This is a genomic window from Empedobacter sp. R750, from assembly GCF_030324345.1.
In the GTDB taxonomy this organism is placed as follows: Bacteria; Bacteroidota; Bacteroidia; order Flavobacteriales; family Weeksellaceae; genus Empedobacter; species Empedobacter falsenii_C.
The window spans coordinates 110,864-133,435 of record NZ_JACAGF010000003.1 but is presented as its reverse complement, the minus strand read 5'-3'; the positions used below and the strand labels follow the sequence as shown (position 1 = coordinate 133,435).

At 33.4% G+C, this 22,572-nt stretch carries 22 protein-coding genes; 14 read left to right on the top strand and 8 right to left on the bottom strand.

Annotated elements, in window-relative coordinates; genetic code table 11:
• Positions 1 to 13: 13 nt before the first annotated feature.
• From accB to HXZ74_RS04710, 7 genes are all read right to left on the bottom strand, one after another.
• Complete coding sequence (accB, locus tag HXZ74_RS04740) at positions 14 to 496, bottom strand: acetyl-CoA carboxylase biotin carboxyl carrier protein (protein WP_115001483.1); 483 nt, start codon at positions 494 to 496, stop codon at positions 14 to 16.
• A 125-nt stretch (positions 497 to 621) separates the two neighbouring features.
• The gene (rpmF, locus tag HXZ74_RS04735) at positions 622 to 819 is read right to left on the bottom strand and encodes a 50S ribosomal protein L32 (RefSeq protein ID WP_019975824.1); all 198 of its coding nucleotides are present in this window, start codon (positions 817 to 819) and stop codon (positions 622 to 624) included.
• Positions 820 to 874: 55 nt separating this feature from the next.
• Complete coding sequence (locus HXZ74_RS04730; RefSeq protein WP_280062870.1) at positions 875 to 1,456, bottom strand: YceD family protein; 582 nt, start codon at positions 1,454 to 1,456, stop codon at positions 875 to 877.
• 72 nt (positions 1,457 to 1,528) lie between these two features.
• Positions 1,529 to 2,602: a 4-hydroxythreonine-4-phosphate dehydrogenase PdxA gene (gene pdxA, locus HXZ74_RS04725; protein WP_038332007.1), complete on the bottom strand. Its 1,074-nt coding sequence runs from the start codon at positions 2,600 to 2,602 to the stop codon at positions 1,529 to 1,531.
• A 9-nt stretch (positions 2,603 to 2,611) separates the two neighbouring features.
• Positions 2,612 to 3,088 carry a hypothetical protein gene (locus HXZ74_RS04720; protein ID WP_038332010.1) on the bottom strand — a complete coding sequence of 159 codons (477 nt, stop codon included), beginning with the start codon at positions 3,086 to 3,088 and terminating at the stop codon, positions 2,612 to 2,614.
• A 9-nt stretch (positions 3,089 to 3,097) separates the two neighbouring features.
• The gene (locus HXZ74_RS04715) at positions 3,098 to 3,484 is read right to left on the bottom strand and encodes a RidA family protein (RefSeq protein ID WP_038332013.1); all 387 of its coding nucleotides are present in this window, start codon (positions 3,482 to 3,484) and stop codon (positions 3,098 to 3,100) included.
• A 13-nt stretch (positions 3,485 to 3,497) separates the two neighbouring features.
• A complete protein-coding gene (locus tag HXZ74_RS04710; RefSeq protein ID WP_286474066.1) occupies positions 3,498 to 6,110 on the bottom strand; it encodes a putative LPS assembly protein LptD in 2,613 nt (870 codons plus the stop codon).
• A 72-nt stretch (positions 6,111 to 6,182) separates the two neighbouring features.
• Between HXZ74_RS04710 and HXZ74_RS04705 the strand changes: the two genes are divergently transcribed.
• The 11 genes from HXZ74_RS04705 to HXZ74_RS04655 all read left to right on the top strand — a co-directional run bounded on the left by HXZ74_RS04705 (position 6,183) and on the right by HXZ74_RS04655 (position 16,390).
• Positions 6,183 to 7,478 (top strand): N-acetylmuramoyl-L-alanine amidase family protein, encoded by a 1,296-nt coding sequence (locus HXZ74_RS04705; protein ID WP_257467976.1) that lies wholly within the window; start codon positions 6,183 to 6,185, stop codon positions 7,476 to 7,478.
• 59 nt (positions 7,479 to 7,537) lie between these two features.
• Entirely contained in the window at positions 7,538 to 8,512 is a 975-nt protein-coding gene (locus HXZ74_RS04700) for an MlaD family protein (protein ID WP_286474064.1), read from the top strand.
• A gap of 53 nt (positions 8,513 to 8,565) precedes the next feature.
• Entirely contained in the window at positions 8,566 to 9,891 is a 1,326-nt protein-coding gene (locus tag HXZ74_RS04695; protein WP_185144083.1) for a 4Fe-4S dicluster domain-containing protein, read from the top strand.
• A 71-nt stretch (positions 9,892 to 9,962) separates the two neighbouring features.
• Entirely contained in the window at positions 9,963 to 10,391 is a 429-nt protein-coding gene (locus HXZ74_RS04690; protein WP_115001477.1) for an LNS2 domain-containing protein, read from the top strand.
• 39 nt (positions 10,392 to 10,430) lie between these two features.
• Positions 10,431 to 11,222 carry a (Fe-S)-binding protein gene (locus tag HXZ74_RS04685; protein ID WP_115001475.1) on the top strand — a complete coding sequence of 264 codons (792 nt, stop codon included), beginning with the start codon at positions 10,431 to 10,433 and terminating at the stop codon, positions 11,220 to 11,222.
• A gap of 197 nt (positions 11,223 to 11,419) precedes the next feature.
• A complete protein-coding gene (locus HXZ74_RS04680; RefSeq protein WP_038332024.1) occupies positions 11,420 to 11,887 on the top strand; it encodes a hypothetical protein in 468 nt (155 codons plus the stop codon).
• A 114-nt stretch (positions 11,888 to 12,001) separates the two neighbouring features.
• A complete protein-coding gene (locus HXZ74_RS04675; protein WP_180904995.1) occupies positions 12,002 to 12,604 on the top strand; it encodes a LemA family protein in 603 nt (200 codons plus the stop codon).
• Between the two features lie 5 nt (positions 12,605 to 12,609).
• Complete coding sequence (locus tag HXZ74_RS04670) at positions 12,610 to 13,050, top strand: TPM domain-containing protein (protein WP_286474062.1); 441 nt, start codon at positions 12,610 to 12,612, stop codon at positions 13,048 to 13,050.
• A complete protein-coding gene (locus tag HXZ74_RS04665; RefSeq protein WP_286474060.1) occupies positions 13,031 to 13,843 on the top strand; it encodes a TPM domain-containing protein in 813 nt (270 codons plus the stop codon). Before HXZ74_RS04670 ends, HXZ74_RS04665 begins: the two co-directional genes overlap by 20 nt.
• A 587-nt stretch (positions 13,844 to 14,430) precedes the next feature.
• Positions 14,431 to 15,798, top strand: coding sequence for a deoxyguanosinetriphosphate triphosphohydrolase (locus tag HXZ74_RS04660; protein WP_286474058.1), 1,368 nt, complete (start codon positions 14,431 to 14,433; stop codon positions 15,796 to 15,798).
• Positions 15,799 to 15,937: 139 nt separating this feature from the next.
• A complete protein-coding gene (locus tag HXZ74_RS04655) occupies positions 15,938 to 16,390 on the top strand; it encodes a GNAT family N-acetyltransferase (RefSeq protein WP_286474056.1) in 453 nt (150 codons plus the stop codon).
• A 61-nt stretch (positions 16,391 to 16,451) separates the two neighbouring features.
• On the opposite strand, the gene HXZ74_RS04650 is transcribed toward HXZ74_RS04655, so the two are convergent.
• Positions 16,452 to 16,982, bottom strand: coding sequence for an RNA methyltransferase (locus HXZ74_RS04650; protein WP_038332036.1), 531 nt, complete (start codon positions 16,980 to 16,982; stop codon positions 16,452 to 16,454).
• A gap of 80 nt (positions 16,983 to 17,062) precedes the next feature.
• On the opposite strand from HXZ74_RS04650, the gene mutS reads away from it, so the two are divergent.
• The 3 genes from mutS to acs all read left to right on the top strand — a co-directional run bounded on the left by mutS (position 17,063) and on the right by acs (position 22,434).
• Positions 17,063 to 19,618: a DNA mismatch repair protein MutS gene (gene mutS, locus HXZ74_RS04645; RefSeq protein WP_280063046.1), complete on the top strand. Its 2,556-nt coding sequence runs from the start codon at positions 17,063 to 17,065 to the stop codon at positions 19,616 to 19,618.
• 10 nt (positions 19,619 to 19,628) lie between these two features.
• Entirely contained in the window at positions 19,629 to 20,432 is an 804-nt protein-coding gene (locus tag HXZ74_RS04640; RefSeq protein ID WP_180904988.1) for a M48 family metallopeptidase, read from the top strand.
• A 97-nt stretch (positions 20,433 to 20,529) separates the two neighbouring features.
• Positions 20,530 to 22,434, top strand: a complete 1,905-nt coding sequence (acs, locus tag HXZ74_RS04635; RefSeq protein ID WP_280063048.1) for an acetate--CoA ligase — start codon at positions 20,530 to 20,532, stop codon at positions 22,432 to 22,434.
• The last annotated feature ends 138 nt before the right edge of the window (positions 22,435 to 22,572 follow it).

Genomic DNA, 22,572 nt, shown 5'->3' with positions numbered 1-22,572 from the left:
TAGATGTAATTGATTAAGCTGGATCAATTAAGAATAATGGTTGATCGTACTCAACTGGACTAGCGTCGTCCACTAAGATTTTTACAATTTTTCCAGAAACTTCTGATTCGATTTCGTTGAATAATTTCATTGCTTCAACAATACATAAAACTTTACCTGGAGCAATAGCATCACCTACATTAATAAAAGGTTCTTTACCTGGTCCTGCAGAACGGTAGAAAGTACCAATCATAGGAGATTTAACTGTAATTAAATTACTGTTTTCTTCTTCTGTTGATGTTGTAGAGTTATTTGCTGGTGCAGCTGCAGACGCTTGAGTAGCGGCAACTGGAGCTACAGGAGCTTGTGGTACATAAATTTGTTGAGATGCAACTTGTGCAGGTACGCTTGCTAAAGTTTTGATTTTGATTTCAATGTCATCTTGTTTGATGCTCACTTCAGCAACTTCTGCTTTTGATACGAATCTAATTAAATTTTGAATGTCTTTAATGTCCATATAATGCGGTTTTTTATTTGACCTTTTATGTTTGTTTTCTATAAAACGATTTCAAAGGTATTGAAAAAAAAATAAAAAAAGCTGTTTCTTTTTAGAAACAGCTTCAAAATCTTTCGAAGATTATATTATTCAGTAACTTCTTGTACTTTTTCTAATACTACTTTTCCTTTGTAGTATAATTTTCCGTCAGACCAGTGAGCTCTGTGGTATAAGTGTGCTTCACCTGTTGTTTTATCGATTGCTAATTGTGGAGCTTCGATTTTGTAGTGTGTTCTACGTTTATCTCTTCTTGTTGACGACTGTCTTCTCTTAGGATGTGCCATATCTAACTACTTTTTTTTCTTTATTTCTATAATTTATTTTAATAATAAAAACCAATTAAGGTTTCAAATCTTTCAATTTTGCCCAACGAGGATCAATGTCGTTATTATCGTCATCGTCATCATTGTTGTTGTCTTCATCGTAATGCTCGTCTTCTGCATCTTCGTCTAATTCGTAAATGCTGTATTGGTCTAACAATTCAATCATTTCAGAATCGCTTTTGCCATTCAAGACATCGGGATGAATTCGTTTTGTTGGTACTGATAGCATTGCCAATTCATAAAGAACTTGCGCAATATTGATTTGGTATTCTTCTCTTGGAATTACCCACATCTCAAAATCAGTATCGTCAAACTCGTCGCCAAATTTAACAATTAATTCTGCATTATTCGAAATTTCTTGCTGAAACAATTCTCCAGTCAAATCACAAGGAACTGTAATGTCCCCTTTTAAGCTGATTTCTAACTCAAGCATTGTAGATTTTTTATCTAAAATAATTGTTGCAATTAAATTAGGATTGTCAAAATCTTGCTCAATTTCAAATAAATCAAAGAACGATTGTGATAATTCGAATGTAAAATCACTCTTACCAAAAGGCAAGCTTGTAAATACAATATTATAATTTTTTAACTTGTCCATACCACAAAAAGGTGTGCAAAGATAATCTAATTTATTTAAAATTAATAGCTCTTTGCAACTTATTTTAAATTTTTATTCTTTATTATCGCCTTTTTCTAATTTTAGAGGAATATGTTGCAATACATTTTTTGTTAGCTCTTGGTATTCGTTTCGATTTTTATATAATTCGATTGCCGAAAAAATAGCTTCCTTAAATGATTCTTCGTTTGCAATTCCTTTTCCTGCGATGTCGTAAGCTACACCATGATCTGGCGAAGTTCGTACAAATTTTAATCCAGCTGTATAATTAACTCCTTCATCAAAACTAATTGTTTTGAAAGCCACCAATCCTTGATCGTGATACATGGCCAAAACAGCATCAAAAGCGTCTAAATTACTTGGATTGAAAAAACTATCTGCTGAATAAGGTCCGAAAACTAATTGATTTTCGTTAATGCAACGCTCGATAACTGGCGAAATAATTTCTTTTTCTTCTGATCCTAACAGACCATTGTCACCTGCATGAGGATTAAGTCCAAGAACTGCAATTTTTGGTTTTTCGATGGCATAATCTTCAATCAAACTTTTATGAATTTGTTGAATTTTTGCATAAACAGATTTTGGATTAATCTGTTTGGCAACTTCGCTAATCGGAATATGTTGCGTCACTAAACCGACTCTCAATTTCTCTGAAACTAAGAACATCAAAGGTTTTCCTCCCCAAACTTCTCCTAAATATTCGGTATGACCTGGGAAATGAAATTCTTCGGACTGAATATTATCTTTATTAATTGGAGCTGTTACCAAAACATCTGTAAAACCATCTGAAACAGATTTTGCAGCCGCTTTTAATGATTGATAAGCGTGTTCACCAGCTTCTTTGGTTACTTTACCATAATGTACATCAATTTGATCTTTCCAAAGATTAACCACATTGATTTTTCCGTCTACAATTTGATTTGCATCTTGAATACCTTGAAAATTGATTCGGTCAAATTTTAAACGATCTTTTTGATACGATAATAATTTGGTAGAACCGAAAATAACAGGTGTAAAAAACTCAGTTATTTCTTTTTCTTGTAAGGTTTTTAAGATAACCTCAATTCCGATTCCGTTATAATCGCCAATCGAAATGGCAACTCTAATTTTTCTATCTTTTTCAGACATAATGTTAGTTTAATATGATTGGCTGGATGGTTTGTATTTTTTGAAAAATTTCTTGTAAATCAAATCTACAATTAAACCTCCAATCCATGATGAAAAGAATAAAACTGGACAGATCGCAATTTCGTACCAAGTTGGGTGATAAGGCGTGAAAAGAACGTCGCCTAAAGCAACGATTAGCACAATAAAACCTACAAACATCGTGTAAGCTTGTTTAGCTCTTCTTACGATAAGTGCTGTTATGACACCTCCAACTAAAGCTGCAATTCCACTAATTGCTAGCATTGATCCAAAAAATTGAACTTCGAATTTTTTCCCTTCTTGGTGCGAAAAATATTTGATGATGTGTCTCCATTCCGGAAAAACTTTGTCGTCCCATCCTAATCTATCCGCGTTGTATATAAGACCAAATTGTATGATAGCATAGATTACAGCTAATCCTACTATTACAGCAATTGTGTTTCTTAATACAGTTTTGTCTTTTAGCATAATATTTTATTAGTCTGCAATGGCGATTACAGAAATTTCAACATTTACGTCGCGTGGTAAACGAGCAACTTCTACACATTCGCGTGCAGGATAATTTTCATCATTAAAATAAGAAGCGTAAACTTCGTTAACAGCATTGAAATCATTCAAATCCTTAACGAAAATAGTTGTTTTTACAACTTGATCAATTGTTGTTCCACCAGCTCCTAAGATAGCAATTACATTTTTCATGACTTGATGAACTTCATCTTGAATACCAGTCGTAACCAACTCATTTTTTTCTACATTGAAAGGAATTTGTCCTGATGTGTAAATAAATCCGTTGTATTTTACACCTTGTGAATAAGGTCCAATTGCTTGTGGTGCTTTTTCTGTATGAACGATTTGTTTTTTCATATTAATATTTTTTTTAGTAATTAAGTCTTGATCTGTCGTTGTATTTTAAATCTTGTAAGATTGATGCTTTGATTCCGATAAAGAAATCATAACTTTTATATGTTCCCATTGGCGTCCAGTTGAACGATAAGGTAAAGCTTCGTAAATCTCTTTCAAAACCAAAACGTACATAGGTAATTTCACTTTTGATGAAATCGTAAGTTGCATTTGCCGAAATTGCCCAATATGGTGTTGGCGAAATTTTACCATTCATTGCAATAGAACCTGTGCTACTTCCTTTTCGTTCTGTTCCTTTGCTATAATTATAACTTAAATTTGCTGTTAAACTCCAAGGAATAGCAAATTGAGCATAATTATCGCTGTCGTAATAGAAATTTTCGTCACGAACTGTTCCTCGCTTTTTATAGTTCTTGGCATCGAAACGTTTTCCACCAAATGTACTATTGTCAAAAGTATAACCAGTTCCTAATGTCATATTAGAAATACGAAGATTTCCTAAGCCAAGTTCATCAATGTATTGAGCAACTTCATTTCCTTCAGCATTAATGTAACGTTGAATTTTATATGGATTAACAGTTGACGAGAATTGCACATTAACTTTTCTATCAAACAAAGATGTCATTCCATTAATACTAATTGGAGAAAGTTTAAATTCGTCCGCAGAGAAATTATAAGATGAACTCAAACGTAAATATTCAAAAATCTTTACTTTTTTGAAACCTTTCGGATCGTTAGCATCCTTAATTTTCATCTCCAAGTTATTCGAAAGTCCAAAGTTTAATGAATTTGTTAAACCAGGAATTGATACACCATATAACATGTTTTGATATTGGTTGTACCAAACTTCTTCTTGATTTTGGTTTTGATAAGGTTTGTAATATCCCCAAGATTGACTTTGGAAATCTGGCGTATAACTATAACCAATAGATGGTGTAATTACGTGCTGAATTCCTAAAATCTTAGCATCTTTATTTGGATTAAGATATAATCCATAAATATTTGTTGAAACAGAAGCATTGAAATTAAATGTTCGATAAGAATTGAATCCTTTCAATGTTGTATCTTCTACTTTTCCGTTAACAGAATTGTAATTTTTAATCAAACGATTATCACCCCAAACTTCATTATAGTCAGAAGAAAGTGTTAATGGGAAATAATTAGCAAGTGTAATACCTGTTTGCAAACCAATTTTGTGATTCGCACCCATTCGCATTTGATCTTTCCACATTTTATCTGTAAAAATATCTTTGTCGTTGGTGTTAACTTCATTTCCGGCTTGCATACTATATGTTAAACCAAGATTTTGAATTAAACCTTCTTTTGGCATATTTTTCTTTGCAAAAGGGAAAATACGAGACATTGTCAAATTGAAACGAGGAAATGCAATGTTAATATCTCCAGTATTATAGTTTTGAGAGTGAGACAAACTCAATTGAGCTGTTAGAGGTGCATTCTCAAAGTTTTTTGTTAAGTTGATAGACGAGTTAACGTTGTTTGTAAAAACTTGTCCAGTATTGATGTATTGATTTCGTACAGATTCACGGTAATATTTCGAACTCGAAAAGTTAACGTTGGCATTGAACAGCCAATATGGATTTGCTTTTGGGTCTTGGCTATGCGACCACATTACACCAAACATATTTTGTTTAGAAAACGCATTAGAACCTTCGGTAAGACCTTTGATACCAGTTAAGCGATTTTCTACATTCGCTGCAAGTCGTCCATTGTATTTATAACGTTTTTTATAGGTAGACTCGGCTCTAGCAGCCCAACTACCTTTTGTATAAACATCTCCCGAAAGTTTTAAATCGAAATTATCTCCAAATGGAACATAAAACCCTAAATCTTCGATAAAGAAACCAAGATTTGTACGCTCACCTGGGCGAGGCATCAAAATACCTGCGGCACGTTTTGCGCCCATCGCTGGGATGTACCCAAATGGTAATGCTAACGGTGTTGGCACATCGTAAATCCACATATTGATAGGGCCGGTAATTAATGTTTTCTTACCATTTTTATCAATCATTTTTCCTTCTTTGGCACGAAGAAAATAATCTGGTCGCGTATCTTTTCCTTCTTTAAAATAAGTATCCGTTGTAAAATCGGCACGTTTTAGTAACATTACCGAATCATTAACACGTTTCGCTTTATCTGCAATGATGATTCCATCTTCTTGAGTCATGCGAATGTTATACGCAATTCCAACTTTCGTTTTGAAATTTACCTTGAAAGCATCTTGCAAAATTTCTTGTTGACCTTGTGTAAACTTAGTTTTTTCAATAATATTCCCAATAGAATCGCGTTTACCTTCGGCATATACATCACCTGTATCCCAATTTAGTTCGATATAATCTGCATCAATAGTCATATCGCCGTAAACTACATGTGCCTTACGCAAAAGGTAAGTCATACGTTTTTTACGATTATGTATTTCGTCCTCGGAATTGTGCTCTACCACAAACTCTAATTTCTCTTTTACAGGGATAATAGTATCTAATTTCACAGAATCAGAAACTATCTTAGAGTGATCTTTATCGTTATTATTTTGCTTAACTTGTCCAAAAGAAACGGTGCAAACCATAACTGGACTAAAAAATAAAATCGATTTAATTGCCTTTGTAAACAAATTGAAAAACTTATTTTTTATAAATTGCGTCAAAATTAATCAAAAAAACAAACCTATAGTATGAGTTTAAAAATGATTAACATACAAAAGTATTTATTTTTTGCGATGATGATGGTATTTTCTACATTTTCATTTGCACAAAAAAAGCAAAATTTTGTAATTGTTATTGATGCTGGTCATGGTGGACATGATGCTGGAGCAAGGGGAGTCGCTGATTATGAAAAGAATATCACGTTAGATGTTTCGAAAAGATTGGCGGAATTAATTAAGAAAAATCACAAAGATGTTAAGGTAGTTTTAACACGTGATACAGATATTTTTTTAGAATTATGGGAACGTACACGAATTTCAAATGATAATCATGCGAATTTATTTGTCTCGATTCACTGTAATTCTGCTGATAACAAAAGCGCAACAGGAACAGAAACATTTGTAATGGGATTGAAACGATCTAACGAAACAGATGAGGTTTCTAAACGTGAAAACTCGGTTGTGTTTTTAGAGAAAGATCAAGAACGTTACGAAAAATTTAATCCAAATGATCCAGAAGCGGTTATCGCTTTCGAGATTATGAATGCAGCTTACAAAGAGCAATCTATTCGTTTTGCAGATTTGGTAGAAAAAGGTTTCGTGAATCGTGATTTCAGAAAAAGTAGAGGTGTTAAACAAGCAAATTTTCACGTGTTGAGAGGAAATGCTTCGCCTTCAGTTTTGGTTGAGCTAGGTTTTATTTCGAATTATGATGAAGGAACATTTTTAGCATCAGACGAAGGAAAAGATAAAACGACGACTACAATTTATGAAGCTTTTAAACAATTCAAAAAAGAATATGATCGTAGAAGTGGAGTAGAAGACGAGGACGAAAAACCTAAACCAGTTAAAAAAGTTGAAAAACCTGTAGAAGGAAAAAAATTGAAGGTAAGGGTAATGGAATCTAAAATGAAATTCTCTTCAACTTCGCCGCAATTAAGAGGTTTAACAGATTTAGATGTGATTCAGGAAGGTGATAATTACGTCTATTATTACGGGGAAACAGATTTGCAATCTCGTGCAGATGATTTATTGCAAACGGTAAAACGTAAAGGATTTTCTGGTGCTAAAATTGTGGAATTTGAAACGAATAAAAAATTAGAAGGCGGTAAAAATTATCGTGTTCAGTTTATGACATCAAATAAAAAATATAAAGACAAAGACGAAAAGTTTAATGGATTGACAAATGTGTTGCGAGTAAAAGAAGGTGGACTTCAGAAATATTATTATGGTTCTGATAAAACAATGGAATCTGCTCAAAAAACATTGAAACAAGTACAAGACAAAGGTTTTAGAAACGCCTTTATCGTTACATTTAATGGTGAAGAACCAATGTAAACGTAATATAAAATGTTTCTTTACAAATTAAATTTTATTTTTGCATAAAATCATAACAAGTGAAGTTATCTAAAGAATTAAAAATAGGAGTTGTTACCATCTTAACCTTAGTAGGTTTTTTCATGCTATTCAATTTCTTAAAAGGTCAAAATATTTTTTCATCAGGACGTTTGTTTACAGTGAAATACGAAAATGTAAGCGGATTAGCTCCTTCTAAACCTGTTTCTGTAAACGGTTTGAGAGTTGGACAGGTGAAAGAAATTAAAATTATAGATACTGCAAAACCTATCTATTTTGAAGTCGTGATTTCTGTCGAAAAAGATATTCAATTTTCGAAAAAAACAATTGCAGAAATTTACGAACCAGGAATTATGTCTGGACCAGAAGTTAGACTTTTATTAGACTATGGACCAGATGTAGCAAAAGATGGTGATTATTTACAAGGTCGTATTGCAGGCGGAATGTTAGATGGTTTGACGAAACAATTAACACCAACTCAAGCAAAATTAGACAGTGTTCTATTAAGTTTTAATCAAACATTAGGAAGTGTAAATAACGTATTAGATCCGTCAACTCAACAAGATATTAAAGCAATGTTGAGAAATTTGAATCATACAATTGATTCGTTCGACAAAACAGCGCAATCGTTGACTGCAACATCAAATAGTGCAAATAATTTGATCAAAACAAACGAGAAAACATTGAACACAACGCTTAACAACGCAAGTGCTACAATGGCTTCTGCAAAAGCTACGGTTGACAAATTTGGAAAAACTGCGGATAAATTAAATTCGTTAGAATTAGATCAAGTGATTAAGAATTTCGAAAATGCATCTAAAAACTTAAATACATTGTTAGAAGATATGAACAATGGAAAAGGTTCTTTAGGAAAATTAGCAAAAGACGAAACGCTTGCTAACGAGCTTGAAGCGACAATCAAAAATATGAATGAATTGGTAACAGACTTAAAGAAAAACCCAAGTCGTTATGTGAACATCTCTGTTTTTGGTAAAAAGCAACCAGTTCAGCCATAAAATCAAAACTAAAATTTAAATACTCAAAACTCAAAAAAAACTAATAAAAAATGATGAAGTACATTCCAAATGTAATCTTTCTTCTAATTATGATAGGAAGTATTTGGTTCTTTGCGCAAAACGTAAAGAAACTTATACGTAACATCAAATTAGGGAAAGAAATAGATCGTTTCGATCATCCTGCGGAAAGGTGGAAAACGATGGCTCGTGTGGCTTTAGGACAAGGTAAAATGACTGTTCGTCCTCTTGCTGGTATTCTACATGTTTTTGTTTATGTAGGATTTGTTTTAATCAATATCGAAGTATTAGAAATTATCATCGATGGTGTATTCGGAACACACCGTATTCTAAGTTTCTTAGGAGGTTTCTATAACGGAATGATAGGGTTTTTCGAGATTTTAGCCTTTTTGGTGATGGTTTCGTGTATCATTTTCTTCTGTAGAAGAAACTTTGTAAAAGTTGGACGTTTTTGGAAACCAGAAATGAAAGGCTGGGCAAAAGACGATGCTAATTATATCCTAATTATGGAGGTTGCATTTATGTTGGCTTTATTTACAATGAATGGTGCAGATCAAGTGTTACAAAAAATGGGTGCACCTCATTATATCGAAACAGGATCTTTTCCAATTTCTTCTTGGTTAACAGCACCAATTATTAGTCAATTCAACGACATCACATTTATTACAATTATAGAAAGAGCAGCTTGGTGGTTTCATATCATCGGAATTTTCTTTTTCTTAAATTATTTGTATTATTCAAAACATTTACACATCATTTTGGCTTTTCCAAATACATGGTTTTCTAAGTTAGAACCAAAAGGAGAATTCAATAATTTACAATCTGTAACAGATGAGGTAAAAATGATGATGGATCCAAATGCAGATCCTTACGCAGCACCTGCCGAACCACAGGGAGAGCCAGAAACATTTGGAGCAAAAGATATTTTTGATTTAAACAGAGTACAATTATTGAATGCCTACACATGTACGGAGTGTGGGCGTTGTACGTCTGAATGTCCAGCAAATTTGACAGGGAAAAAATTATCTCCTCGAAAAATTATGATGGATACTCGTGATCGTTTAGAAGAAGTAAGTAAAAACATCGATGCAAACGGAAGTTTTGTGGATGATGGTAAAATGCTTGTCAACGATTACATTTCACCAGAAGAATTATGGGCATGTACATCTTGTAATGCATGTACACAGGCTTGTCCAGTAAATATCGATCCGTTATCAATTATTGTTGATTTACGTCGTTATTTGGTAATGGAACAATCTGCTGCACCAAACGAGTTGAACATGATGATGACAAATGTCGAAAACAATGGAGCTCCTTGGCAATTTAACAATGCGGATAGATTGAATTGGGCAAACGATTAAAATTGTAAAATACAATTACTCATTCTCAAAGAACTATTAATTTTTGTACATAACACACAAACACAGCACACATGGAAAATTTCTTAGAGGAAAAAATTGAAAACGGAGAAAGAGTAAGTCCTATTTTACCAGAAAATGTTAAAAATTATTTAATTGACATTGATGGAACAATTTGCGATGATATTCCAAATGAAGAACCAGAACGTATGCTAACTGCGGAGTTATATCCTGATGCTTTGGTAACGTTAAACAAATGGTACGACGAAGGGCATATTATCACATTTTTTACATCACGTACAGAAGAACATCGTGAGTACACAGAAATTTGGTTGAAAAAACATGGTTTCAAATATCATGGACTTTTAATGGGAAAACCTCGTGGAGGAAATTATCATTGGGTCGACAACCATTTAGTAAAAGCAACACGATACAATGGTAAATTTACAGATTTGGTAGAAAAAAATGTTTCGATTCAAGTTTTTGATGATGGAAAACATTAAACCAAATCCATTCAAATAACACAAAGACTACAAAAAAATATGTCAAATATTACAGTTAAAACAATGGCTCAATATATGGCCGAAGGCAAACAACCAGAAGTTTTGTTTTGGGTTGGATGTGCTGGAAGTTTTGATGATAGAGCTAAAAAAATAACACGTGCATTCGTTAAGATTTTAAATAATATTGGTGTAGAGTTCGCCGTTTTAGGAACAGAAGAATCATGTACAGGTGATCCTGCAAAACGTGCCGGAAACGAATTTGTTTTTCAAATGCAAGCTATGATGAACATTGAAGTTCTGAATGCTTACGAAGTGAAAAAAATCGTAACGACTTGTCCACATTGTTTCAATACCTTAAAAAATGAGTACCCAAGTTTAGGTGGAGAGTATGAAGTTTTGCATCATTCTCAATATTTACAACAGTTAATCAACGAAGGTAAATTGAAATTAGAAGGCTCTGAAACGTTCAAAGGAAGAAGAATCACTTTCCACGATCCTTGTTATTTAGGACGCGGTAACGATGTGTATGAAGCGCCTCGCGAATTAATCGAAAAATTAGATGCCGAGTTAGTCGAAATGAAACGTTGTAAAACACGTGGATTATGTTGTGGTGCTGGTGGAGCGCAGATGTTCAAAGAACCAGAAAAAGGAAACAAAGACGTCAATATCGAGCGTACAGAAGAGGCTTTAGAGAAAGAGCCACACATTATCGCAACAGGTTGTCCATTTTGTAATACAATGATGACTGACGGTGTAAAACACTTCGAAAAAGAATCAACGGTTATGGTAAAAGACTTAGCTGAGTTGATTATGGAAGCGAAAGATTTATAATCGAATTTTTAAAAATAATACTGAATAAAGCCATCTCAACGAGATGGCTTTTTTTGTACTAAAATTTTAACTTTCTAACATCTAACATCTAACATCTAACATCTAACATCTAACATCTAACATCTAACATCTAACATCTAACATCTAACATCTAAAATTTCCGTATCTTTGAAACACAAATTTTAAATAAAGAGAAAATGAATTTAGCAGACGATTCAAGAATTTGGATTTTTCAAGCCAATCGTAAATTCTCAACAGAAGAAAAGCAAGCTATTACAGCTAAACTAAATACTTTTATAGCAGATTGGAATGCGCATGGTGCTGAACTTTTAGCTGATTTTGATTTACCTTACGATCAATTTATTGTAGTTGGTGTAGACGAAAATCAAGCAACAGCAAGTGGTTGTTCTATCGATAAATTAACGAAAATCGTACGTGAAATTGATGCAGATTATTCGTTTGATTTATTAAACAGAATGTTAGTTTCGTATGAAAATGAGGAAGAAGTTTTTATTGAAAAATTACCAACATTCAAACAAAAAGTAAAAGAAGGAGAAATCAAAAATGTAAAAGTTTTCAATAATGGAATTTCTTCTTTGAATGATTTTAAAAATAATTGGTTGTTACCAATCGAAGAAAGTTGGGCAAAAACATTATTAAATTAAACGTTTAAAATCCATAAAATATTAAAGCCGAGTTTCGAAATAAGCTCGGCTTTATTTTTGATAAAATATTGTTGAAAAAATACTATTTTTACGTAATAATAAATTAAAAATACTATGAAAAACAAAGGATGTCTTATTGGTGGAGTGATTCTTTTACTTCTTGCAGGAATCGTTTTCTGGGGAATTGGAGTTTCGAATACGATCAAAACAACAGACCAAGGTGTGCAAAAACAATGGTCGAATGTAGAAAATACATATCAAAAACGTTCAGATTTAGTTCCAAATTTAGTGAACACGGTAAAAGGTGCTGCGAATATGGAAAAAGAAACGTTAACAGCTGTAATTGATGCACGTGCAAAAGCGACTTCTAATCAAATTAAAATTGATGATCCAAGTCAATTAACAGATGCAAATATTGCGAAATTTCAACAAGCGCAAGATCAATTAGGATCTACATTAAGCCGTTTATTGGTTTCTGTTGAAAAATATCCAGATATTAAATTCAATCAAAATTTTACTTCTTTACAAGCAGAATTATCTTCTATCGAACAAGAAGTTTTATTTGAAAGAAAAAAATACAACGATGCTGCGGAGAAATTTAACAACATGATTGTAACTTTCCCAAACAGTTTAATCGCTGGTTTTACAGGTGCTACGAAAAAAGGTTATTTCAAAGCTGCTGCAGGATCTGAGAATGCTCCTAAAGTAGAATTCTAATCATTATGGGAAAAAAGAAACACAAATTTCTTTCTTCAAAAGATGAAAAAAAAATAATCGAAGCTATTCAAAAAGCAGAGAAAAATACAAGTGGGGAAATTCGAATTCATATTGAATTCGAATCTTCTCCCAATCATTTTGACAAAGCTTTAGAAGTTTTCGAGCAATTGGAAATGCATAAAACCAAATATCGAAATGGTGTGTTGTTTCATGTTTCGCCAACCGATCATAATTTTACGATTATCGGAGATGAAGGAATTGACAATGCAACGCCAGACGACTTTTGGGACGATATAAAAGCAGATGTTGTCAAGCATTTCAAAAAAGAACATTATGTAAAAGGACTTTGCAAAGGAATTAAGAAAACCGGCAAAGCACTTAAGAAATATTTTCCTCATCAAGAGGATGATACAAACGAATTACCAGATGAAATTAGCTACAGTTAAATACTTTTTTCTAACTTTTTTTCTTTCCATTTTAACCGTTTTTGGGCAAACGCCTGATGAATTGGTTAATATGAAACATCCGCCAAAAAAGCTTGTGCAAGATTATGCTCATGTTTTTGATGCAATGCAATTGGATGAATTAGAACGAAAATTGGTAGCCTATGATGATTCAACTTCTACGCAAATTTTGGTGTTAACAGTTGAATCTTTGGATGGTTATCCGTTAGAAACTTTTGCGAATGATATTGGTCAAAATTGGGGAGTTGGTACACAAGGAAAAGATAATGGAGTGGTAATTGTTTTGAGTGAACAAGATCGTAAGATTACAATCAGAACAGGATATTCGGCTCAGATTTATCTACCGCCAAGTGTCAACAAATCGATTATTGACAATGTTATTATTCCGTATTTCAAACAAGGTGATTACGCTGGCGGAATAAATGCTGGAGTCAATTCTATTTTTCAAGCTTTTGCAGGAAAATACAAACAAGACAAAGCAAAATCTCAAGAACCAGAAATGGATTGGTTTGCATTGATTTTTGCCATAGGATTTTTCATTTTTATTTTCATTATTATTTCGAAAGGTAGAGGAGGTAATAATGGCGGAAATGGCGGTAGACGAAGAAGTTTGTTAGACGATATTATCATCATGAACACAGGAAGTTCTGTTTTCGGTGGTGGAGGTTTCGGCTCAGGAGGAAGTTCTTGGGGTGGATCATCTAGCGGCGGAGGCGGCTTTGGTGGCTTCGGTGGCGGAAGCTTCGGAGGCGGAGGTGCTTCTGGTAGTTGGTAATAATTTTTATATGAATAAAAAAATACTTATTCTTTTAGTTGTAATTATAGCGTTCTTAAATATCTTTTTTTATTTCGGAGCATTATATTTTAATTTAAAGTATCCATTGTATGGTAATAGTAGTTTTAGTTCTAATATAATTGTGTTTTTTTCTATATTAATAAGTATTACTTTAGCATTTGTCTATAGAAAGATACCTATTGCATTTAGGTTTTTAATTTTTATATTATGTTTTTGTTTTATTTATTCTGTCTCGATTATATTTTTCAAGGACTTTTATATTAATGTAGATAAAGCTTTGGCAATAAATTATCCAATTAAGAATGCGAGTAAATATTATGATCACAATGATCCGATAATAAAATTAGAAGCTAATAATGGTAAGATTTATTATTATTTTCAAAAAACTTCGTTAGGAGATATTGAGATACCGAATAATGAAGTTGAAAATATAAGACTTAAAAAAAGTATTTTTGATTCTGAAGTATTATACTATTATATTAAATAAAACCAAAAATCCGAACGAAACCGTTCGGATTTTTTTATGACTGGACATTATTCGTTAAATTCGTTTTCTAAATCAGTTTATGGAACTTCTAAATCATATTTATACCAATCAACGCAGTAATACAAACGATACGTCGGATGCGAGATCAGAATATCAGCGCGATTATGATCGTATTATTTTTTCGTCTGCCTTTCGTCGTTTGCAGAACAAAACGCAAGTTTTTCCTTTGCCGGGAAGTGTGTTTGTCCACAATCGATTGACACATTCGTTAGAGGTTTCGTCTGTTGGGCGTTCGATGGGAAATTTGGTTGGAACATTTATTTCCGAAAATTATAAATTAACCAAAGAATCGCAAGAGTTTTATAAATATAGTATTCATGATGTGATTTCAGCGGCGTGTTTGTGTCACGATATCGGAAATCCAGCTTTTGGACATTCGGGCGAAGATGCGATTGCCTCGTATTTTGATCGTCATGAAACAGATTTGAAACAATATTTTACTGAATCCGAATGGGCTGATTTAATCAATTTTGAAGGAAATGCTAATGCAATCCGAATTTTAACACAACAACAAAATGGGAAATCGGAAGGAGGTTTGCGTTTGACGTATTCTACGTTGGCTGCGATTGCAAAGTATCCGTGCGAATCGGTTGCGAAAGATAAAAGTCAATTGCATCGAAAGAAATTTGGATTTTTTCAAGCACAAAAAGAAGCTTTCCGAACGATTGCTGAAAAAACAAATATGATTTTGGAACAAGATTCGCCAATTATTTACAAGCGACATCCGTTTGTCTGGTTGGTAGAGGCGGCTGACGATATTTGTTATTCGATTATTGATGTCGAAGATTCGCAACGTTTAGGAATTATTGACCATGATAAATGCCGAAAATTATTCTTGAATTTGGTTGAATCTTTAGATCCATCTCAAATTGATAAAACAAAAAATACATTAAAATCTATTTCAGATAAAAATGATCGAATTGCGTATTTACGTGCAAAATCAATTAATTTATTGACTCAAAAATCAGTTGAGGTTTACCAAAATAATTTTGATCAGATTGTAAAAGGAGAATTTAAAACAGCTTTGTTAGATGTTATTAAAAATGAAACAGAACAAGTAACAAAAAGAGTTTTAGACGAAATTCAACGTTTCTCTATTGAAAACATTTACAACCATCGTTCTGTTCTCGAAATAGAAAATGCAGGTTATAATGTAATGTCTGAATTACTTTCGCAATTTATTCCACCAATTTTGAAAGATGAGAAAGAGCGTAAAACGTTTGAGAAAAAAGCGTTGCGTTTAGTTCCTGCTCAGTTTCTATATGAGAAAGGAACAAAGTATCAAAAGGTAATGGGAATCTTGGATTATGTTTCGGGAATGACGGACAATTACGCAACCGAATTGTATCGCAGAATCAAAGGAATTGAAATTGGAATGACGATTTAAGTACGAAATTAGAAGTTAGAAATTAGAAGTTAGAAATACGAGGTAGGAATTTCGTTATATTTTTAAATAACTAATTTCAAGTTTCGTAAAACGAACTTCGAGTTTCGAAAAACGCATAACTAAATAACATCACACAATAATGAAAAATGTAACAATACGAGAAGCAAAAAGAGAAGATTGTCCTCGAATTTTGGAATTGATTAAAGAATTAGCTTTGTACGAAAAAGCACCAGACGAAGTAACGGTAACCTTAGAAGAAATGGAAGAATGCGGGTTTGGAGATAAACCAGTTTGGGGTTCTTTGGTCGCAGAAGTGGACGGAAATGTAGAAGGAATTGCGTTGCATTACGACCGTTATTCAACTTGGAAAGGACGCAGATTATATTTGGAGGATTTAATCGTAACCGAAAAAATGCGCGGTTCTGGAATTGGTAAATTATTATTGGATGAATTAATTGTTTACGGAAAAGCAAATAATTACCACGGAATGGTTTGGCAAGTGTTGGATTGGAACGAACCTGCAATTAATTTCTACAAAAAATATAACGCCGATTTTGATCCAGAATGGATTAATGTTTCGGTGAATTTTTAAACAATAAAAAAGACTCAAATCATATGATTTGAGTCTTTTTTATTTTGCTTACCGCTTACCGCTATTTCATAAATCCTTCATACCATTTCCACAAAATAATACCTGTACAAACAGAAACATTTAACGAATGTTTTGTTCCAGATTGTGGAATTTCGATGCACGTATCACATTGATCAATGATTGATTGTTGTACACCATCAACCTCATTTCCCATCACAATTGCATATTTCTGAGATTGGTCAACTTCAAATTCATTCAACAAAACAGAACCTTCCGTTTGTTCAATCGTCACAATTTGATAACCATCTTCTTTTAGTTTTGCAACCAATTCATTCGAATCTTTTACATATTCCCAATCAACAGAATTTTCTGCACCAATTGCCGTTTTATGAATTTCTTTATGAGGCGGAGTTGCTGTAATTCCACACAAATAAATTTTATCAATTAAAAATGCATCAGAAGTTCTAAAAACCGCACCAACATTGTGCATACTTCTCACATTATCCAACACCACAACAATCGGATGTTTTTCAATAGCTTTATATTCTTCCGCAGAAACGCGACCTAATTCGTCTAATTTTAGTTTTCTCATCACTTCGTTTTTAACTAACTTAGCTGTTCAAAATTTATAATAATTTGACAAAAGTAGTAAAGAATAAGGAAACTCCTCTAATGAAACAATATAACACGATTAAGGCGAAATATCCTGATGCGATGTTGTTGTTCCGTGTGGGAGATTTTTACGAAACATTTGGAGAAGATGCTGTGCGAGCTTCTCGCATTTTAGATATAGTTTTAACGAAACGTGCCAATGGCTCTGATAATAGCGCTTTGGCAGGTTTTCCTCATCATAGTTTGAATACTTATTTACCAAAATTGGTGAAAGCTGGTTTGCGTGTTGCAATTTGCGATCAGCTCGAAGATCCAAAGATGGTAAAAGGTATCGTGAAACGTGGTGTAACAGAGTTGGTTACGCCTGGTGTTGCGTTGCAAGATGAGGTTTTATCGTCAAAATCGAATAACTTTTTGATGGCTGTTCATCAAGGTGATAAAGCTTTTGGAATAGCTTTGTTAGATGTTTCGACTGGAGAATTTTTAGTTTCTGAAGGACAAGAAGATCAAGTTGCAAAAATTATTCAATCGTTTCGTCCAAGTGAAGTGATTTACCAGAAACGTGTCAAATATAATTTTTCTGATGTCAAAAGTAAATTTTTGTTAGATGATTGGGCTTTTCAATATGATTTTGCAATTGATAAATTAACCAATCTTTTCAAAACTAAGAATCTAAAAGGTTTTGGAATCGAAGATTTAAAAGATGGAATTATTTCGGCTGGCGCTATTTTAGCTTATTTGGACGATACGCATCATTTCGAAATTCAGCATTTAACATCTATTCAGCGTCTTAATCAAGATAGTTTTGTTTGGATGGATCCATTTACGATTCGCAATCTCGAATTGGTTTATTCTCCACATCCAAAAGGAGTTACATTATTAAATGTTTTAGATGATACCAAAACTCCGATGGGTGCTCGTTTATTGAATCGTTGGATGGTGATGGTGTTGAAAGATTTGAAATCAATTCAACGTCGTCAAAATATTGTCGAATATTTCTACAAATTTGGAGATTTACGTTACGATTTGCGCGAGAAATTAGGTCAATTAACCGATTTAGAACGTTTGGCTGGAAAAGTTTCGACAGGTAAAATTACACCTCGTCAATTGCAACAATTAGCACAAAGTCTTAAAATTTCGGAAGAAATAAAAGAAGTTGCTGAACAATCGAATATCAAAGAAGTTGCAGATTTATTTTCACGAATAGAACCAATTGATGATTTAACGCAAAAGATTTTTGATACACTTTCTGACGAACCTCCGCATCAAATTGTAAAAGGAAATGTGATTAGAGAAGGTGTTTCAGAAGAATTGGATCGATTACGAAAAATTCAGTTTTCTGGAAAAGATTATTTGGATCAAATGTGTCAGCGTGAAACAGAACGAACTGGAATTTCGTCCTTGAAAATTGCGTTCAATAATGTGTTTGGTTATTATATCGAAGTTCGAAATACACACAAAGATAAAGTGCCAGAAGAATGGATCCGTAAGCAAACTTTGGTGAATGCAGAGCGTTATATTACTGAAGAATTAAAAGAATACGAAACACAAATTCTTGGTGCTGAAGAAAAAATTCTTGCAATAGAAAATCAATTATTTATTGAATTATTACAAGAAATTATCACCAAACTTTTACCAATTCAACAAACTGCAAAAGCAATTGCTTTTTTGGATGTTTTGTCAACTTTTGCAGAAATAGCTGAGAAAAATAATTACACAAAACCTTCTCTTAATGATGGTTTTGAACTAAATATAAAAGAAGGTCGTCATGCTGTAATTGAGCAACAATTACCAATTGGCGAACAATATGTGTCAAATAATGTTGAGTTAAATTCGGATCATCAACAAATTATCATGATTACTGGACCCAATATGTCTGGTAAATCGGCACTTTTACGTCAAACTGCTTTGATTGTTTTGATGGCGCAAATGGGAAGTTTTGTTCCAGCTCAAGCAGCAGATTTAGGAATTATTGACAAAGTTTTTACTCGAGTTGGTGCTTCAGACAACATTTCTTCAGGGGAATCGACGTTTATGGTCGAGATGAATGAAACAGCAAGTATCTTAAATAATATTTCGGAACGAAGTTTGATTTTGTTGGATGAAATTGGTCGAGGAACTTCGACGTACGATGGAATTTCGATTGCGTGGGCAATTGCAGAATTTTTGCACCAAAGTGCCTTGAAACCAAAAACATTGTTTGCAACGCATTATCATGAATTGAATGAAATGTCAAAATCAATGGAACGTATCAAAAATTTTAATGTAAGTATCAAAGAAACAAAAGATACAATATTATTTTTGCGTAAATTAGTTCCAGGAGGTAGCGAGCATAGTTTTGGTATACATGTTGCTAAAATGGCTGGGATGCCAAAACGAGTGGTGGACAGAGCAAATGATGTGTTGAAAGTTTTGGAAGCGACGAAAACAGATGAAGGAATCTCGAACAAAACGGAGAAAATAACGCAGGATAATATGCAATTAAGTTTCTTTCAGTTAGATGATCCAATTTTAGAATCGATTCGAGAAGAAATTATGAACACAGATATCAATACTTTAACACCTGTTGAAGCATTGATGAAATTGAATGAAATCAAAAAGAAACTCGGTAAATAAACTTAAAAATATGAAGAAAATAATTTTAACAGCTGCAGGAGCTTTAGTCTTAGCTTCTTGTGCTACAAATCCAGTTACAGGACGTAAATCGTTGTCATTAGTATCGAATGCAGATTTATTTCCGACAGCTTATAATCAGTATTCTCAAGTTCTTAAACAAGGTAAAGTGATTACTGGTACTGCTGATGCAAAAATGGTGCAAACGGTAGGGGAACGTCTAAAATATGCCGCTGAAAAATATTATCAAGAAAAAGGAATATCTTCTCAATTACAAGGTTATCAATGGCAATTTACGTTGTTGAATGCAAACGAAGTAAATGCGTGGTGTATGCCTGGAGGTAAAGTTGCAGTTTATTCAGGTATTTTGCCTGTTACCAAAGATGCAACGGGATTAGCTGTTGTTTTAGGTCACGAAATTGGTCACGCTTTGGCTGGTCATAGTGCGGAGCAAGCTTCTCAGCAAATGGCAGCACAAGGTTTAGGACAAATTGTAGGTGGATCGATTGGAAATGCAGAATATGCAAAAGTTTTTGAACAATTATATCCTGTAGGTGCACAAGTTGGTTTACTAAACTATTCTCGTAAAATGGAATTAGATGCTGATGTTACAGGATTGTATTTAATGGCGATGGCTGGTTATGATCCTTCCCAAGCAATTCCTTTTTGGGAACGTATGGCGGCGAAAAGTGGAAACGCTGGAGTTTCAGAATTTTTGAGTACTCACCCTTCTGATGCTACGCGTATGGCTAAAATAAAAGAAGCCTTACCAACTGCTTTAGCATATTACAATGCAAGTCCGTATAAAGGAAAATAGAATAGTTTTTATTCATTTATAAAATATAAGCGAGTTAATTTGATAAATTGATTCGCTTTTTTTATATTTAGTATTCAAAACCACAATTAAAATTAAAATGATTAACAATTTTAGAATCAATTCGTTTTCTGAATATAAGAAAGCGTATAAAAAAAGTGTCGAAGAGCCTGAAAAATTTTGGGATAAAATTGCCGGAAACTTCGTTTGGCAAAAGAAATGGGACAAAACACTTGAATATAATTTTGAACAAGCAGATTTTAAATGGTTTCAAGGTGGACAACTAAATATTACCGAAAATGTTTTGGATCGTCATTTAGAAAAAAATGGAAACAAAACCGCTTTAATTTGGGAACCAAATAATCCTTTAGAAGAATCTCGAATTATTACATATCGTCAATTGCATTCTAAAGTTTGTCAATTTGCGAATGTCTTAAAAAATAATGGCGTACAAAAAGGAGATCGTGTGTGTATTTATATGCCAATGATTCCAGAATTAGCCATTGCAATGTTAGCTTGTGCTCGTATTGGCGCGGTACATTCTATTGTTTTTGCAGGATTTTCTTCTGCTGCTATAGCTTCTCGTATCAACGATGCGCAATGTAAGGTTTTGGTGACAGCAAACGAAGTTTTTCGTGGAACGAAATCAATTAACTTAAAAGCAATTTGTGATGAAGCGTTAAAAGATTGTGCTTCTATTCAGTCGTGTATTGTTTATCGTCGTGCTATAGAGCCTACTTCTATGGTTGGTGGACGTGATAAATTTTGGATTGATGAAATGCATAAGGTAGACGATAATTGTCCTGCGGAAATTATGGATGCCGAAGATCCTTTGTTCATCTTGTATACTTCTGGTTCTACGGGAAAACCAAAAGGAATGGTGCATACATGTGGTGGATATATGGTAGAAACGGCTTATTCGTTCGATAATATTTTTCAAATGGAGCACAACGATATTTATTGGTGTACAGCAGATATCGGTTGGATTACAGGACATAGTTACATTATTTATGGACCTTTAGCTTGTGGAGCAACTTCGGTAATGTTCGAAGGAATTCCAAGTTTTCCTGATTTTGGACGTTTTTGGGAAATTGTCGAAAAATTAAAAGTGACACATTTCTATACAGCTCCAACAGCAATTCGTTCGTTAGCTCGTGAATCGTTAGATTATGTCGAGAAATATGATTTATCAAGTCTTAAAGTTTTAGGATCAGTTGGTGAACCAATTAACGAAGAAGCTTGGCACTGGTTTAATGATTATATTGGAAAAGGAAATTGTCCAATTGTAGATACATGGTGGCAAACCGAAACAGGATCTATTTTGATTTCGCCATTAGCAGGAATTACGCCGCTTCGTCCAACGTTTGCAACATTGCCACTTCCTGGAATTCAGCCAGTTTTAATGGATGAACAAGGGAAAGAAGTAGAAGCAGTAAATGAGAAAGCAGAAGGACGTTTAGCAATTAAATTTCCTTGGCCATCTATGGCTCGTACTATTTATGGTGATCATAAACGTTATGTAGAAACTTATTTTTCAACATTTCCGGGATATTATTTTACAGGAGATGGAGCGTATCGTGATGTAATGGAAAATTATCGAATTACAGGACGTGTAGATGATGTGGTGATTGTTTCTGGTCATAATTTAGGAACTGCGCCAATAGAAAATGCAATAAATGAACACGAAGCTGTAGCAGAAAGTGCAGTTGTTGGTTATCCTCATGATATCAAAGGAAATGCATTATATGCTTTCGTGATTTTACAAGACGGAGTACAAGGTTCACCAGAACTTGAAGCAGAAATAAAAAATGGAGTTTCTAAATTGATTGGAGCAATTGCAAAGCCAGATAAAATACAGTTTGTTTCTGGTTTACCAAAAACGCGAAGCGGAAAAATTATGCGTCGTATTTTGAGAAAAATTGCAAGTGACGAAACTGATTTTGGAGATACATCAACATTATTAGATCCAGAAATTGTAACCGTTATTCAGAAAGGAAAAGTTTAAAGTAAGGCTGAAGTTAAGATTTAGCCTAAGTTTATCAAAATAATTTTCAAAACAAAAAGCATTACCCAAAAAGTAATGCTTTTTTTGTTTGATTATTTTAGATAAATTTTCTTATCTAAATTTCCTTTATATAGCCGA